This window comes from Pseudomonas sp. PA-6-3C (assembly GCF_021605825.1).
Taxonomy (GTDB): Bacteria; Pseudomonadota; Gammaproteobacteria; order Pseudomonadales; family Pseudomonadaceae; genus Aquipseudomonas; species Aquipseudomonas edaphica.
This window is the reverse complement of the sequence record NZ_WKDV01000040.1, coordinates 58,304-72,668: the sequence shown is the minus strand read 5'-3', so window position 1 is coordinate 72,668 and position 14,365 is coordinate 58,304. Positions and strand designations below refer to the sequence as shown.

16 protein-coding genes are annotated in these 14,365 nt (G+C 57.8%); 10 read left to right on the top strand and 6 right to left on the bottom strand.

Going from position 1 to position 14,365, the window contains the following annotated elements:
* From GIW48_RS23325 to GIW48_RS23300, 6 genes are all read left to right on the top strand, one after another.
* Nucleotides 1–1,536, top strand: a 1,536-nt coding sequence (locus GIW48_RS23325; RefSeq protein WP_236478452.1) for an RHS repeat domain-containing protein, incomplete at its 5' end; no start/stop codon positions are given.
* 2 nt (nt 1,537–1,538) lie between these two features.
* Nucleotides 1,539–1,958: a hypothetical protein gene (locus tag GIW48_RS23320; protein WP_236463120.1), complete on the top strand. Its 420-nt coding sequence runs from the start codon at nt 1,539–1,541 to the stop codon at nt 1,956–1,958.
* A gap of 151 nt (nt 1,959–2,109) precedes the next feature.
* Entirely contained in the window at nt 2,110–2,427 is a 318-nt protein-coding gene (locus GIW48_RS23315; protein ID WP_236463116.1) for a contact-dependent growth inhibition system immunity protein, read from the top strand.
* Between the two features lie 329 nt (nt 2,428–2,756).
* Nucleotides 2,757–3,137, top strand: a complete 381-nt coding sequence (locus GIW48_RS23310; protein WP_099547779.1) for a hypothetical protein — start codon at nt 2,757–2,759, stop codon at nt 3,135–3,137.
* Nucleotides 3,138–3,163: 26 nt separating this feature from the next.
* Nucleotides 3,164–3,448: a hypothetical protein gene (locus tag GIW48_RS23305; protein WP_236463113.1), complete on the top strand. Its 285-nt coding sequence runs from the start codon at nt 3,164–3,166 to the stop codon at nt 3,446–3,448.
* On the top strand, nt 3,442–3,858 hold the full coding sequence (locus GIW48_RS23300; protein WP_236448234.1) for a hypothetical protein: 417 nt from the start codon (nt 3,442–3,444) through the stop codon (nt 3,856–3,858). Before GIW48_RS23305 ends, GIW48_RS23300 begins: the two co-directional genes overlap by 7 nt.
* Before the next feature lie 239 nt (nt 3,859–4,097).
* Here GIW48_RS23300 and GIW48_RS23295 read toward each other — a convergent pair whose 3' ends face one another.
* The 5 genes from GIW48_RS23295 to GIW48_RS23275 form a co-directional block, all read right to left on the bottom strand.
* Nucleotides 4,098–5,327: a M20/M25/M40 family metallo-hydrolase gene (locus GIW48_RS23295; RefSeq protein ID WP_236463155.1), complete on the bottom strand. Its 1,230-nt coding sequence runs from the start codon at nt 5,325–5,327 to the stop codon at nt 4,098–4,100.
* Between the two features lie 47 nt (nt 5,328–5,374).
* Complete coding sequence (locus GIW48_RS23290) at nt 5,375–6,433, bottom strand: diguanylate cyclase (RefSeq protein WP_099547776.1); 1,059 nt, start codon at nt 6,431–6,433, stop codon at nt 5,375–5,377.
* A gap of 80 nt (nt 6,434–6,513) precedes the next feature.
* Complete coding sequence (locus GIW48_RS23285) at nt 6,514–7,146, bottom strand: LysE family translocator (protein WP_017137772.1); 633 nt, start codon at nt 7,144–7,146, stop codon at nt 6,514–6,516.
* A 66-nt stretch (nt 7,147–7,212) separates the two neighbouring features.
* The gene (locus GIW48_RS23280; protein ID WP_236461740.1) at nt 7,213–8,082 is read right to left on the bottom strand and encodes a sugar phosphate isomerase/epimerase family protein; all 870 of its coding nucleotides are present in this window, start codon (nt 8,080–8,082) and stop codon (nt 7,213–7,215) included.
* Nucleotides 8,083–8,109: 27 nt separating this feature from the next.
* Nucleotides 8,110–8,274 carry a rubredoxin gene (locus GIW48_RS23275; protein WP_016968943.1) on the bottom strand — a complete coding sequence of 55 codons (165 nt, stop codon included), beginning with the start codon at nt 8,272–8,274 and terminating at the stop codon, nt 8,110–8,112.
* 158 nt (nt 8,275–8,432) lie between these two features.
* Here GIW48_RS23275 and GIW48_RS23270 point away from each other — a divergent pair, with 158 nt between their 5' ends.
* From GIW48_RS23270 to GIW48_RS23255, 4 genes are all read left to right on the top strand, one after another.
* Nucleotides 8,433–9,842: an aminotransferase-like domain-containing protein gene (locus GIW48_RS23270; protein ID WP_017137770.1), complete on the top strand. Its 1,410-nt coding sequence runs from the start codon at nt 8,433–8,435 to the stop codon at nt 9,840–9,842.
* A gap of 116 nt (nt 9,843–9,958) precedes the next feature.
* On the top strand, nt 9,959–10,699 hold the full coding sequence (locus tag GIW48_RS23265) for a response regulator (protein WP_017137769.1): 741 nt from the start codon (nt 9,959–9,961) through the stop codon (nt 10,697–10,699).
* The gene (locus GIW48_RS23260) at nt 10,696–12,003 is read left to right on the top strand and encodes an ATP-binding protein (RefSeq protein ID WP_017137768.1); all 1,308 of its coding nucleotides are present in this window, start codon (nt 10,696–10,698) and stop codon (nt 12,001–12,003) included. The genes GIW48_RS23265 and GIW48_RS23260 overlap by 4 nt, the downstream gene beginning before the upstream one ends.
* 199 nt (nt 12,004–12,202) lie before the next feature.
* A complete protein-coding gene (locus tag GIW48_RS23255) occupies nt 12,203–13,285 on the top strand; it encodes an LLM class flavin-dependent oxidoreductase (RefSeq protein WP_017137767.1) in 1,083 nt (360 codons plus the stop codon).
* Nucleotides 13,286–13,422: 137 nt separating this feature from the next.
* Here GIW48_RS23255 and GIW48_RS23250 read toward each other — a convergent pair whose 3' ends face one another.
* On the bottom strand, nt 13,423–14,217 hold the full coding sequence (locus GIW48_RS23250; protein WP_058421580.1) for a class II aldolase/adducin family protein: 795 nt from the start codon (nt 14,215–14,217) through the stop codon (nt 13,423–13,425).
* Nucleotides 14,218–14,365: the final 148 nt, after the last annotated feature.

The window sequence follows — 14,365 nt, the reverse complement described above, 5'->3', positions numbered from 1 at the left end:
CGCGAACACCAACGCCAGCAGGGCCAGCTCCTCAGTCACTACCACTACGACGACCAAAACCGCCTGCACGCCCACGCCGTCAGCCAACAGCAACACACCCTTTACCAACGCCAATACGACTACGACAAAAGCGGCAACCTCACCCGCCTGCTCGACACCCGCAAAGGCGAACACCACTACCACTACGACCCCCTCGCCCGCCTGACCCGCGCCGACCACTCGCAAGACGTACAGGAACGCTTCGGCCACGACCCGGCCGGCAACCTGCTCATGCAAGACCGCCCCGGCCCGGACATCGTGGCGGGTAACCGGTTGATGATCCAAGGCGATCATCATTACGACTACGACGCCTTCGGCAATTTAATCCTCCAGCGGCGTGGCAAGGGCCATCAGCTCGTTACTGAATACCGCTACGACTGCCAGCATCGGTTGATTGGTATTACCCAACCCAACGGGCAAACCGCCAGCTATCGCTATGACCCGTTTGGGCGGCGGATCAGCAAAACCGTCAACGACATAACCACGGAGTTTTTCTGGCAAGGCGACAAGCTGGTGGCCGAACACCAGGCGGATCGGCATCGCAGCTACCTCTACGAACCGGACAGTTTTCGCCCGTTGGCACTGCTGGAAGGCTTTGGGCCTGAAGACACCAAACCCTTCCACTACCAACTCGACCACCTCGGCACCCCGCAGGAACTGACAAATCCCGAAGGCGAAATCGTCTGGTCCGCGCACTACCGCGCCTACGGTGAAATCGCCCGCCTAGACGTCAGAAAAATCGACAACCCGCTGCGCTTCCAGGGCCAATATTTCGATCAGGAAAGCGGGCTGCACTACAACCGCCATCGCTACTACAATCCAGATATTGGTCGCTATCTGACGCCGGACCCGGTGAAGCTGGCGGGTGGGATTAATGCTTACCAATATGTGCCTAACCCTACCGGGTGGGTGGATCCGCTAGGCTTGAATACCTGTCCGGGGAGCGATGGATGTAAGCCAGCGACCGGATTAGAAAATCCCATTGAAAAGGCAAAGATAGACGAGCGGCAACCAGCAGTACCTCAAATCTCACGAGAACAAAGACGAGAACGAATAGAGGACTTAACCGAGGCTAATGCGAAGCGTCGAATTTTTGAGTACGAAGCAAAGTACGACATGCATATGATTGGTAAGCATGGACCAGAGGTTAAGGATTCCAAAGTGAGTCAACGTTCAGTAGACGGGAAAGACCCAATAACAGGCAAATTTCCGCTTAAGAAAAAAGGGGTTCCTAGCTCACAATTTAACAGTTGGAAACTTCAACTCCAAGCATGGACGAAGGCGACCTCAAGAGTTGAACGAGGCCTTCCACGTTACACGGGTGTAGATGACAAAAATAACGATATCGTACGTTTAGAACTGCCAGGCGCAGGGCGAGGCTACAGACCGAACAAAAAGGATCCGCACAACCCTACGTTCAATCCTTCTATGAATGGCGCCGAGATGAAATTTCGTGAAGACGGCACGCCCTTTACCCTATTTCCCATCAAGGAATAAATATGCTATTTCACCCATCTTCCAACCACATACTTTTCGACGCGAGCTTATATTATTTCGTGGGAATTTTTGACATTTATGATAGAGAAGATACCAAGGGAGCAGAGCTACACGCCTATGACCCAAACAACGAGACAGATAGAGAAAATCTAATTCTCAAATATTGCTTGGACCCATACAACAAGCTTTCCTATCGCCACCGATACAAGTTAATGGAGAACTTATCCGTCGCTTTAAATACAGAAAACTTTGACTTTCATTCTTATTTCGAAGATGACCCAGATGAATATTCAACGATGGCCTGGGACGAAACAGAAATAGTGAACCCCCGTGGTTTCTTTGCAGATATTTACCGATTAGCCAACGAGGTATGGAAAGACGACCTCCAAAAAGCCAGCCAGGAAGACCAATCAACATGGTAGGCACACCACCTTTCTCACTGCCCCTGTGGCGAGCGAGCTTGCTCGCGCTGGACCGCGAAGCGGTCCCAATGGGGGCAGCGCGTTTTTCCTGATGTATCGGGGATTACAACATGCCTAATGACTACCGAATTCATACTGGATTTCCAAGCCCATGAACCAAGACTTTCCCGAACTACAGCAATTTCTTGCAGGCTATTTCAATCAAGACTGGATGTGCGACCACAAGAACGCAGATGATGTGATTGACTTCTTCACCTCAGATGTTTCTACGGATGTACTCTTGGAAGTACAATCAGAACTAGACAGATTAATAATGACCAACATGACGGAGCAAGAGCTTCAAGACTACTTATTCACCGACATTGGATGCTACTACTATTACCTCAACGAATGGACGGACGCTCGAACGTGGCTGAAACATGTTTCTTCAATTTTAAAAAATGAAAAATCCTCAAATGAAAATAAATAAGACAGAAAAAAGATTGTAATGACAAGTTCACTCTGAGTTGGGCTGCGAAACAGCCCCAGTCATAGCGCACGAGGCACTAAAGTAAACCAGTGTCTTCAGTTTTTGGGCTGCTACGCAGCCCAACGCAGGGCAAGCCTGCTCGCCACAACGAACGCGCGACTTATTTTTCGACGAGCCAATCTAGTGTTCTCCCGAGAGCCTATGGAAATGGGGAGGATATTTGGAGAAGGATATAAAATAGAGGGACTCGAATATGGAAAGTAAACCAAAGCAATCGTACATCTAAACACAGATGGAAAACCCATCACTGCTTATACGGAGTTTGACAAATGAACAAAAAACCAGACTTGGAAATCCTTCGAGGCCTATTGTTCACTTATTGTATAGAAAACACTAAAGATCTAGACAGAGAAGAAATTATAGTTTCCAAAAACGTCAACAACCCAAAAGAGCTTGCAGAGCTTTTCGATGCATTGACCAAATCAGAATTTTTCTCCTACAGAGAAGACGAGCAACAATGGTTTATCGATACCCTTGAGCACTTCCTCTCTACCGACGAAAATTTCGAATCTGTTTTTTACTTATTCGATACCTACTTCGAAGATGAAATATTTGACAAAAGAGCCTTCATGATGGTGCTGCTCGAACGCCTCAAAAGCTACATGAGCGAAGCGCTCTCAGCTAAACCGATACAAGACGGCACCCACTAAACCCAACCCAAAGGCAAAACCAACCTATGCAACTAAGTACTAAATTCAAAAGCCACAAAATGCAACTTGCAGCACTGAATGAAGTCACCACAAGAACAGCCCGCAAACTGGAGCCTTTCACTGGAGAGGATTACTACGGAAACCCCATCGTCCGCATAGAACTGCAAGGCTGTGGAGAAGGCTACACTCCTAACCCAGAGGATCTGACCAACCCAGTATATGATGATGACATGAATACCATCGTTGCAAAATTCGACCGTGAAACCAAAAAACTCTACACCGTATTCCCCGTGAGTGACGACCAATGCTAAAACACCCTTTTCTAAATAAGCCCTACCAGCCAAAATTTCGACACTTCCTTTCCCCCTTCGACATCTATGATCGTGAAGAAACACTGGGCGAAATATTTTCAACCTACAACATCAATCATAAACGCGACAGAGAAAAACTAATCAAAAAGTACATTATAGACAAAAGTACAGACTTAAATTATCGGCATCGAAAACTCCTAGTCGACACTTTAGGCGATGCTCTTGAAGACGAAACTTATGATTTTTCGCAAGCTTTGAGCCAGGCTCCTGGTTTTTACTGTTCTCTACCTTGGGGATGGAGCGATATGGAGGATCCAAGAGGTTTCTTCGAGGACATCTACAGGATGACGAATGAGTGGTGGAAAGACGACCTCCAAAAAGCCAGCCTTGAAGACCCATCAACATGGTGAAAACACCACCCATATTACTGACCCCCCCACCACCGTGGCGAGCAGGCTTGCCCTGCGTTGGGCTGCGAAGCAGCCCCAATAGGAAAAAACGAGATACTAGCGTAAACCCATGTCGTCTGTTTTGGGGCTGCTGCGCAGCCCAACGCAGGGCAAGCCTGCTCGCCACAACAAGCCTGCTCACCCAAATAATAAGTTTGCGAACAGGAAGGCTCACCTATTGAGTGAGCCCTGCGAACCTCTCACCGCTTCGACAGCTCCATAATCATCCGACTCAACAAATAAACCCGTGGCGCCACGCTCTCCACCTCGGCATATTCCTCCGGCGTATGAATATTCCCACCGACAATCCCAAACCCATCCAACGTCGGCGTCCCGACCCCAGCCGATAAGCTCGCATCCGCCGCCCCGCCGCTGCCTTCAATGGTCAATGTACGACCCAATTCGCCGTAGATTCCCTGGGCAATTGCGACCAATTTGTCCGACTCCGGCGTCTGTGGCATCGGCGGCAGGCCGCGCAGCAGGCTGGTTTTCACTTCGGTGTCCGGGATCAATTTGTTGGCTGACACCCGCGCCAGGTCTTTTTCGATCCGATCAAACTCTTCCGGCAGTGCCGCGCGCACGTCGGCTTTGGCGGTGGCTTGGTCGGGGATGACGTTGGTGCGGTCGCCGGCCTTGATCACGGTGAAGTTGATGGTGGTTTTCTTCTCTTCGTCGCCGAGTTTGCCCAGTTGCAGAATCTGGTGCGCGGCTTCCATGGCGGCGTTGCGGCCCAGTTCGGGGGCGACGCCGGCGTGGGCGGCTTTGCCTTTGACTTCGACCACGGCAGTGGCGCTGCCTTTGCGCCATACCACCAGGCCGTCGGCTGGGCGGCCGGGTTCCAGGTTCAAGGTTACGTCGTGGGCCTTGGCGGTTTTGCGGATCAGTTCGGAGGCGGCTTCTGAGCCGGTTTCTTCGCTGGCATCGAGCAGGAAGGTGATTTGTGCGTAGTCCTTGAAGCCCTGGTTTTTCAGGACTTTGAGCGCGTAGATGCCGGCGACGATGCCACCCTTGTCATCCATCACGCCGGGGCCGTAGGCGCGACCATCCTTGATATGAAACGGTCGCTCGGCGGCCGAGCCTTCCTTGAACACGGTGTCCATGTGCGCCATCAGCAGGATTTTGGCTTTACCGGTGCCCTTGAGGGTGGCGATCACATGGCTGTTGTTAGCCGCTTTGTCGGGCACCAGCTCAATGCTGAAACCGAGCTGCTTGAGCTCATCCACGGCAATGTCGCGCACTTGGGTCAGGCCCGGCTCGTAGCCGGAGCCGGAATCGATGTTCACCAGGCGTTCGAGCAGTTTCAGGGCCTCGGCCTTGTACTGTTCGGCATCCGCCTGGATTTGCTTGTGGGGTTCGGCGCTGTAGGCCGGCACGGCGAAGGTCAGGGCCAGGGTGGCGGCCAGCAGGGTACGGGAGAAGGTGAAGAGCATGGACCGATCCTTGTTGTTGTGGGGGTATGCTGCGCTACCCTACCCCACTAAACCGAGCGTAACCAACTGCCTTGCACCGAACTGACGCGGTTGCGCCCGCTGCTCTTGGCCTCATACAGCGCCTGGTCGGCGTCGTTGAGCCAACTGGTGGAGTCGGCGTGCGCCGGCTGGTACGGCGCCAGGCCAATGCTCAAGCTGGCGCGCAGGGTCGGGTCTTGCGCATAGGCCAGCGCGCTGAAGCGATCACGCAAAGCGTCCATCACTTCGGTGGCGCGATTGAGCGGCATGCCTGGCAAAATCACACAGAATTCGTCGCCGCCATAGCGCCCGGCCAGGTCGGACGCCCGCAGGTTCTGGCGCAACACCTTGCTGAGTTGGCGCAACACGATGTCGCCGGTGACATGCCCGTAGGTGTCGTTGATGGTCTTGAAATGGTCGATGTCGATCAGCGCAATAGCCGCGCCCACCTGTTCACGGCGGCAACGTTGAAACTCGATTTCCAGATGGTCCTTCCAGGCGCCGTGATTGAGCAGGCCGGACAGGCTGTCGGTGCGGCTCAAGGCCAGCAACTCGCGCTTGTGGCGGGCCAGGGTCACTGCCTGGCGGTAGCAGATCCAGCCCAGCGCCAGGGGATACAGCATCAGGATCGGCAGGCACGCATACAGCTGCGCCTCGCTGGTCACCGCGACAAACGCCGGCGCGAACACCAGCAGCGCGGCGCCGATGCCCAGCCCCTGCGCCACCCAGCCGGCGAGCATAAAGCGCGGCCCGCCGATGGCGACGTTGTTCATGGTCATCATCGACAGCGTGGTCACGCTGGGCAGCGGGTTGAAGTGCATGGCACCGACCCAGAAGCCGCCGCAGAACGAATCGAAGAGTAAATTACGCCGTTCGCTGCGCAGTGAGTTGCTCGCCCGGCGCGACAACTGGTAGGCCACGTGCGGCCACACAAACGCGTTAATCAGCATCCAGGCCCACACCCACAGCGACGGGTGCAAGGGGTACATGCCAAATACCACGCAGACAAAACCGAGCGTCAGCCCCAAGAGCCGCGATTTGAACAGGCGCGAAGCGAGCGGAAGTCCATTTCCTCCGGCGGCTGACATGGTGGGGTGTAATCCTGGATGAGTGCCTGGAGTCTAACAGGGCAACGTCAAAGCGCCACTACTGCTTACCTGCTAATACTTCAGTGCGAAAACCCGCGCGCCAGCATCAACGCAACACCCAATAGCAGCACCGCCGTGATCCGCTGCAACAGCACCCGGCGCTTGGGGTTTTCCAGCACGTGCTTGATGCGCTGGCCGAAATAGCAGTACAGGCAGCCGCTGGCAAACTGCAGGGTCAGAAACGTCAACCCGAGGATGGCGATATCCGCCGCCGAGCTGTGCTCGCCTGCGCCTGCAAACTGCGGGAACACGGCGCTGAACATGATGATGGTCTTGGGGTTGGAAAACCCGGTGAGCAACCCCTTGCCGAACAGGCTGCGCGAGCCTTCCACGGCGCCGCCCTGGTTGATCGACACGCCGCTGCTGGTCCACTGCTTGTAGGCCAGGTACAGAATATAGGCCACACCGACGAACTGGATGGTCTGGGTAATGGCGAGGTTGCCCTTGATCAGTTCCGAAAAGCCCACGGCAAAGATCAGGATGGAAATCAGGTAGGACACACTGGCGCCGATCTGCGCCGGGATCGAACTGCGCAAGCCGTCCTTCAAGCCCAGGCTTAGCAGCAACAGGGTCATGGGGCCGGGGCTGAAGGTCATGGTGGCGCAAAACAGCAGGAAGTAGAGAAACGAAGACAGCGTTAACGCACTTGTCATGGGCCAGAACCTTGGAATGGTAAAAACAACAACGGGGCGCGCTTGAAACGCACGCCCCTGCGCCTGTCAGGCAACGGCAATTTCAGTGGTCAGGGATTCACGGTACATCAGCGCCAGGTCGGCCAGGGCGGCCTTGGCGGTCTGGTTGCGGGTTTCGAACGCCACCAGGCCCTTCCAGTTGGTTTCAACGATGGCCTGCACCACGTCGGCGTAATCACAGTTGCCGTCATGAATGCCGAAGTGCTGATCCTGCACGCCATTGTTGTTGCTGAAAGAAATGCCCTTGATCAAGTGGTGATACTTGCGCACCACGTCGGCCGGCAGGCCGTTCTCGATGTTGGCGTGGCCCGCATCCAGGAAGAAGTACACGTTGCCATGGGCCTTCAAGCGCTCGAACACAAACGCGTATTCGGCCTCATGGGTAAAGATGTAGTGGAACGGCCGGTAGTTGACGTAGTTGGACAGGTTCTCCAGGTAGATATCCGTGCCCTTTGCCTCGGCGTAGCTCGCCAGTTCCTGTACCGACTTGAGGTAGTGCTCCAGCGCAACCTTCTTGGCCATCAGCACCATTTTTGGCTCGACGATGCTGCCGCCGTGGATGATCAACGGCGCGCCCAGGCGGCTGGCGATATCAATCTCTTTTTTTACGTAGTCCACCGCCGCTGCGCGGAACGCCTCGACGTCACTGCCCAGCGGCGCCTTGAAGTTGCCGTGGAAGATCGGCTTGACGCCGGTGGCGGCGATTTGCGCCTGCAGGCTCTCAATGCGTGCATCGGTCCAGTCGTCGACCATCTCGCCGAACAGGCTGCCGTCGATGTACCAATGGGTGCAATCACCCTCGATAGCGGTTTGCAGGCCTTTTTCGGCGCTGAGGTATTTCTGGTGCGCCACGCCGGTACAGAACGGCACGGTGGGGTTGATCAGTTTGCTTTCCATGGAGCGATTCCTTTCGTTGATGGAGGATTAGAGTTCAATGGCCATGAAGTCGGCCTTGGTCACGCCGCAGTCAGGGCATGTCCAGTCTTCCGGCACTTCTTCCCAAGGGGTGCCGGCCGGGATTCCGTCCTCCGGAATACCCAATTCTTCTACGTACATAAAACCGCAGGGGGCGCACATATAAGTCTTCATGAGAATGCGAAATCCATTGCTCGCGTGTAAGAAACTTCGCCAGTTTCCGGCGAGATGGCGCGCAGTCTAGGGCAGCGTCATTGCACAAGGCAGGTAAAGTGGTGCCTAATCCGGCCTAACTTCACCGGTAAAAGCACCGGCAAAGACAAGGAAGGTTTATGTTTGTATCCGCCATCGCTTTTGTGGAAGGCACGCCCAAGGTGCAGCAGATCGTCGACGCCTTCAGCCAGGCCATCGAGGCCGGTGAATGGGCACCCGGCAGCAAGTTGCCGTCGGTGCGTGAGCTGACCCAGACCCTGGGCGTCAGCAAGTTCACCCTCAACGAAGCACTGGACCGCCTGCGCGGGCGCCACCTGCTGACCTCAAGCCAGGGCCGCGGCTATTTTGTGGCGATGGAAACCGCACGCCCGGCCGCCGCGACCTGGGTCGACCTGCTGCCCCAAGACCTGCTCAGCGTGCTGCGCCGCCCGCTGGTCACCGCCAGCGGCGAGCTGCGCCCCGGTGGCGGGCACTTGCCGGAGGACTGGTTGAACGGCGAGGCCATCCGCCAAACGATGCGCAGCGTGGTGCGTGCGCCGTCACTGCGCATCGCCGGCCTGGGCACGCCGGCCGGGTTGCTGCCCTTGCGCCAGGCCCTGCAACAGAAGCTGCACGGCGAAGGCTTGTCGGTGCCGGTGGAACAGATCATCACCACGCCCAACACCGTGCAGGGCCTGGACATGCTCATGCGCCTGCTCGCACGCCCCGGCGACACGGTGCTGCTGGACGCGCCGTGCTACTTCAACTTCCACGCCAACCTGGCCCTGCACGGGGTCAAAGTGGTGACCATCGAGCGGCGCCCCGACGGTTTTGACTTTACTGCCCTCGAACAGCTGCTGGCCGAGCATCGCCCCAGCCTGTACCTGACCACCAGCGTGCTGCATAACCCCACCGGCCATTCCTTCAGCCCCGGCCAGGCGTTTCGCTTGCTGCAACTGACCCAGCAGTACCATTGCCATATCGTCGAGGACGACCTCTACGGCGACCTGCACCCCAACCCGCCGCCGCGCCTGGCCGCCCTCGCCGGGCTGGATCAGGTCACCTACCTTTGCGGGTTCTCCAAGATCCTCAGCGCCAACACCCGCGTCAGCTACGTGGTGGCCGCGCCGCAATTGGCCGCCAACCTCACCAACATGAAGCTGATGAGCGGCGGCGTGACCTCGGAGCTGTTCGAGCAGATCGTCTACCGCATGCTCAGCGAAGGCAGCTACGCCAAGCACCGCAAGCGTATGGTCCAGCGTTTGATGGAGTCCGGCGGGCGCGTCGAACAATGGCTCAAGCGCTGTGGCTGCGAGCTGCCGATGGCGTATGAAGGCGGGATGTTTATCTGGGCGCGCCTGCCCAAGGGCGTAAACGGTGAACTGCTGGCCCAGGAGGCGTTGAAACGCAGCCTGGTGCTGGCGCCGGGCGCGCTGTTCGGCTACGACCCGGCGCACCTCAATTCGATGCGCTTCAATGTCGCCCACACTGATGAGCCGCGCGCCCAGCGGGTGTTCGAGGCGCTGTTGCTCAAGGCCGTGCGCCACTGATTTTTGCTTCGCCGTGTATCTGGTCAGCGCCAGATACACTGCAATACAAAGCGCACAAGGCAAAGGCTGCGGCGATGGCTAGACTGCGGCCAAGAGCATTTAACGAGGAAGGCAGCATGGATCATGTCGATCACATCCTGATCGTCGATGACGACCGGGAAATCCGCGAACTGGTGGGCAATTACCTGAAGAAAAACGGCATGCGCACCACCGTAGTCGCCGACGGCCGCCAGATGCGCAGCTTCCTCGACACCACCCCCGTGGACTTGATCGTGCTGGATATCATGATGCCCGGCGACGACGGCTTGCAGCTGTGCCGCGAACTGCGGGTGGGCAAGCACAAAGCCACGCCGGTGCTGATGCTCACGGCGCGCAACGATGAAACCGACCGCATCATCGGCCTGGAAATGGGCGCCGATGATTACCTGGTCAAGCCTTTCGCCGCGCGTGAATTGCTCGCACGCATCAATGCGGTATTGCGCCGCACACGCATGCTGCCACCGAACCTGATAGTGAGTGAAACCGGGCGGCTGATTCGCTTTGGTCGCTGGCGCCTGGACACCACCGCCCGCCACCTGCTCGACGAGGACGACACCCTGGTGGCACTCAGCGGCGCCGAATACCGTCTGTTGCGGGTGTTTCTCGACCACCCGCAGCGCGTACTCAACCGCGACCAATTGCTGAACCTGACCCAGGGGCGTGACGCCGACTTGTTCGATCGCTCCATCGACCTGCTGGTGAGCCGCTTGCGCCAACGCTTGCTGGATGACGCCCGCGAACCGGCCTATATCAAGACCGTGCGCAGCGAGGGTTATGTGTTTTCACTGCCGGTGCAAATCCTCGGGGCCGAGCAATGAGGCCATGGCGGTTTGGCTGGCCGCGCACACTGGCGTCCCAACTGTCGCTGATTTTTCTGATCAGCCTGGTGTGTGCCCATGGGTTGTCATTCAGTGCGCAGTTCTACGAGCGCTATATCAGTGCGCGCACGGTGATGCTCGGCAACCTGGAAAACGACGTGTCCACCTCGGTGGCCATCCTCGACCGCCTGCCCGCCAACGAACGCGCCAGTTGGCTGGCGCGTCTCGACCGGCAGAATTACCGGTACTTGCTCAACGCCGGCGAGGCCGGTGAACCGATGACTAGCAACGATGTGCCAATGGCCGCCACCTCGATTGCGGACGCACTGGGCGAGCATTACGCCCTGACCTTTCGCGATATTCCAGGCATCCAGAAACACTTCCAGGTGCACCTGACCCTGGCCGATGGCAACCCGATCACCCTCGACGTACGCCCCGCCGCCCTGCCCGTAGCCTATTGGTTGCCGGTGGTGCTGGTGCTGCAACTGGCGCTGCTGCTCGGCTGCACCTGGGTCGCGGTGCGCCTGGCCGTGCGCCCGCTGACACGCTTGGCCCGTGCGGTCGAAACCCTCGACCCGAACGCTCACCCCACACCCCTGGACGAAACCGGCCCGAGTGAAGTCGCGCATGCCGCCGCGGCGTTCAATGCCATGCAACAGCGCATTGCCGAATACCTCAAGGAACGCATGCAGATCCTCGCGGCGATTTCCCATGACCTGCAAACGCCGATCACCCGCATGAAACTGCGCGCCGAGTTTATGGACGACAGCGCCGACCGCGAAAAACTGTGGAGCGACCTGAGCGAAATGGAGCACCTGGTACGTGAAGGCGTGGCGTATGCGCGCAGCGTTCACGGCGCCACCGAGGCCAGCCACCGCATTGACCTAGACGCCTTTCTCGACAGCCTGGTGTTTGACTATCAGGACATGCAAAAGCAGGTCAGCCTGCGCGGCAAAAGCGCGCTGATCCTCGACACCCGCCCCCACGCGCTGCGCCGCGTGTTGGTGAACCTGGTGGACAACGCCCTTAAATTCGCCGGCAACGCCGAGCTGGAAGTCGGCTCGACAGCCAATGGGCAGTTGTCGATCAAGGTGTTGGACCAAGGCCCCGGAATTGCCGAAGACGAATTGGCGCAGGTGCTGCAGCCGTTCTACCGGGTAGAAAGCTCACGCAATCGCGGCACCGGCGGCACCGGGCTGGGGTTGGCGATTGCCCAGCAACTGGCGGTGGCGATCGGCGGCACGCTGACCTTGAGCAATCGGGTTGAAGGCGGTTTGTGCGCCGAGATTCGTTTGAGTCTTTAGCGCACTGTTCTGTGGCGAGCAGGCTTGCCACATTGAGTGCACAGCTTTAATAAAACTTACGCATGATAATTCTGCTTTTTATAATTAGGTTAGAACCAACAGGCATTTTACAGACCCCGCCACGGCCCTTACTTTTGACCCGAGTGACCGACCCCACGCCCGGAGGAGGTGTTAATCGCGCAATCGACAAGGACAGACCATGAGCATCGAATTTATCGGTTATATCGGCGGCCATCACGCTTCCGAGATTCACCCGCGCAGCGGCCCTACCCTGCAGCCAGACTACGTCGAAACCGTGGCCCGCGCCCACGAAGCGGCCGGCTTCGACCGCGCGTTGGTGGCGTTTCATTCCAACAGCCCGGACAGCACGCTGATCGCCGCGCATGCCGCCAGCGTGACCCAAAAGCTGCAGTTCCTGATCGCCCATCGCCCAGGTTTTGCCCAGCCGACCCTGGCCGCTCGCCAGTTCGCGACCCTGGACGTGTTCAACGGCGGGCGCACGGCCGTGCATATCATCACCGGCGGCGATGACCGTGAACTGCGTGCCGATGGCAGCCATATCGGCAAGGACGAACGTTACGCACGCACCGACGAATACCTGAGTGTGGTGCGCCAGGAATGGACCCACGAGCAGCCTTTCGATTTCAAAGGCACCTACTACCAGGTCGAAGGCGCGCACTCGACGGTGAAGTCGCCGCAGCAACCGCATATCCCGCTGTACTTCGGCGGCTCTTCAGCGGCCGCGATTGCGGTGGCCGGCAAACATGCCGACGTGTATGCGCTGTGGGGCGAAACCTACGAGCAGGTGCGCGAAGTGGTGACCCAGGTGCGCGCAGAAGCGGCCAAGCACGGGCGCACGATTCGCTTCAGCTTGTCGTTGCGCCCGATCCTCGCGCAAACCGAGGAGCTGGCCTGGGCACGTGCCGAGACAATCCTGCAACAGGCGACCGCACTGGCTGACAAGCAGGGCTTTGTGCGCCGCGAACCACCCAACGAAGGCTCGCGCCGCTTGCTGGCAGCGGCAGCGCAAGGTTCGCGCCTGGATAAGCGCCTATGGACCGGGATCGCCGAGTTGCTGGGCGCGCAGGGCAACTCCACTTCATTGGTCGGCACCGCCGAACAAGTCGCGCAGGCATTGCTGGACTACTACGACCTGGGCATCACCACCTTCCTGATACGCGGGTTCGACCCGCTCAACGACGCAATCGACTACGGCAAGCAGCTGATCCCACTGACCCGCCAGCTGGTCGCCGAGCGCGAACAAGCCAAACAGGTCGCCTAACTAAAGAACACCACACAACCCATGTGGGAGCGGGCTTGCTCGCGAATGCGGCGGGTCAGTCAACGCAAATATTGACTGATCCACCGCATTCGCGAGCAAGCCCGCTCCCACATTTTTGATCTTCAGTGGTTTCAAGTTCAGTTTTTGTAGTCGGTATCCGTACGCTCCAACTGCCGAATCAACGCATTCCAATGCCGCGCCACACCCGGCCCTGCGCCATTGCTGAACACCTTGGCCTGCTCCTCCACCTTGGCCACCACCTCTGCCGGCGGGAAGACAAGCTCGGCATTGCCGCCTGCCTGCGCCGCGATCTGGATATTGCACGCGCGCTCCAGCCCTTGCAGTTGCTGGAAGGCGTGTTCCACGCTGATACCGGCAGTCAACAGCCCATGGTTACGCAATATCATCACACTCTTATCGCCCAGGTCAGCCACCAAGCGCTCGCGCTCATCCAGGTCCAACGCCACGCCTTCATAACCGTGGTACGCCACGCGCCCGGAGAACGCGATGGCGTGCTGGGAGATCGGCAGCAGGCCATCCTTCTGTGCCGACACCGCAATGCCGTCGCGGGTGTGAGTGTGCAGCACCGCTTGCAGGTCATGACGCGCGCCGTGGATGGCGCTGTGGATCACGTAACCTGCGTAGTTGATACCCAGGCCGGTCGGGTCGTCGACAATCGTGCCGTCGAGGTCGACCTTGACCAGGTTGGAGGCGTTGATTTCATCGAACAACAGCCCGTAGGCGTTGATCAGGAAATGCTCATCCGGCCCCGGCACACGGGCGGAGAAGTGCGTGTAGATGTGATCGGTCCACTTATACAGCGCCGCCAGCCGATAGGCCGCCGCCAGCTTGACGCGCACCTCCCACTCTTCTGGCGTGACACGCTGGCGGACGTTGCTGGAAACACTGGAAAGCGAGGTGACGCTGCTCATGGCAAAACTTCCTGGATGGCCTTAAGGACTTCCAGTCAGCCTAGGGGATGGCCAAAAATAATAAAAATCACATTTTAATCTAAGCTAATTATTATTTTTTTTTATAAAACCAGCTACCACATAGATAGCTCCCACGCTCCGCGTGGGA

Excerpts from the sequence above, each read along its gene's own strand:
- GIW48_RS23320 (WP_236463120.1), top strand. The coding sequence starts at position 1,539 with ATGCTATTTCACCCATCTTCCAACCACATACTTTTCGACGCGAGCTTA.
- GIW48_RS23315 (WP_236463116.1), top strand. The coding sequence starts at position 2,110 with ATGAACCAAGACTTTCCCGAACTACAGCAATTTCTTGCAGGCTATTTC.
- GIW48_RS23310 (WP_099547779.1), top strand. The coding sequence starts at position 2,757 with ATGAACAAAAAACCAGACTTGGAAATCCTTCGAGGCCTATTGTTCACT.
- GIW48_RS23305 (WP_236463113.1), top strand. The coding sequence starts at position 3,164 with ATGCAACTAAGTACTAAATTCAAAAGCCACAAAATGCAACTTGCAGCA.
- GIW48_RS23300 (WP_236448234.1), top strand. The coding sequence starts at position 3,442 with ATGCTAAAACACCCTTTTCTAAATAAGCCCTACCAGCCAAAATTTCGA.
- GIW48_RS23295 (WP_236463155.1), bottom strand. The coding sequence starts at position 5,327 with ATGCTCTTCACCTTCTCCCGTACCCTGCTGGCCGCCACCCTGGCCCTG.
- GIW48_RS23290 (WP_099547776.1), bottom strand. The coding sequence starts at position 6,433 with ATGTCAGCCGCCGGAGGAAATGGACTTCCGCTCGCTTCGCGCCTGTTC.
- GIW48_RS23285 (WP_017137772.1), bottom strand. The coding sequence starts at position 7,146 with ATGACAAGTGCGTTAACGCTGTCTTCGTTTCTCTACTTCCTGCTGTTT.
- GIW48_RS23280 (WP_236461740.1), bottom strand. The coding sequence starts at position 8,082 with ATGGAAAGCAAACTGATCAACCCCACCGTGCCGTTCTGTACCGGCGTG.
- GIW48_RS23275 (WP_016968943.1), bottom strand. The coding sequence starts at position 8,274 with ATGAAGACTTATATGTGCGCCCCCTGCGGTTTTATGTACGTAGAAGAA.
- GIW48_RS23270 (WP_017137770.1), top strand. The coding sequence starts at position 8,433 with ATGTTTGTATCCGCCATCGCTTTTGTGGAAGGCACGCCCAAGGTGCAG.
- GIW48_RS23265 (WP_017137769.1), top strand. The coding sequence starts at position 9,959 with ATGGATCATGTCGATCACATCCTGATCGTCGATGACGACCGGGAAATC.
- GIW48_RS23260 (WP_017137768.1), top strand. The coding sequence starts at position 10,696 with ATGAGGCCATGGCGGTTTGGCTGGCCGCGCACACTGGCGTCCCAACTG.
- GIW48_RS23255 (WP_017137767.1), top strand. The coding sequence starts at position 12,203 with ATGAGCATCGAATTTATCGGTTATATCGGCGGCCATCACGCTTCCGAG.
- GIW48_RS23250 (WP_058421580.1), bottom strand. The coding sequence starts at position 14,217 with ATGAGCAGCGTCACCTCGCTTTCCAGTGTTTCCAGCAACGTCCGCCAG.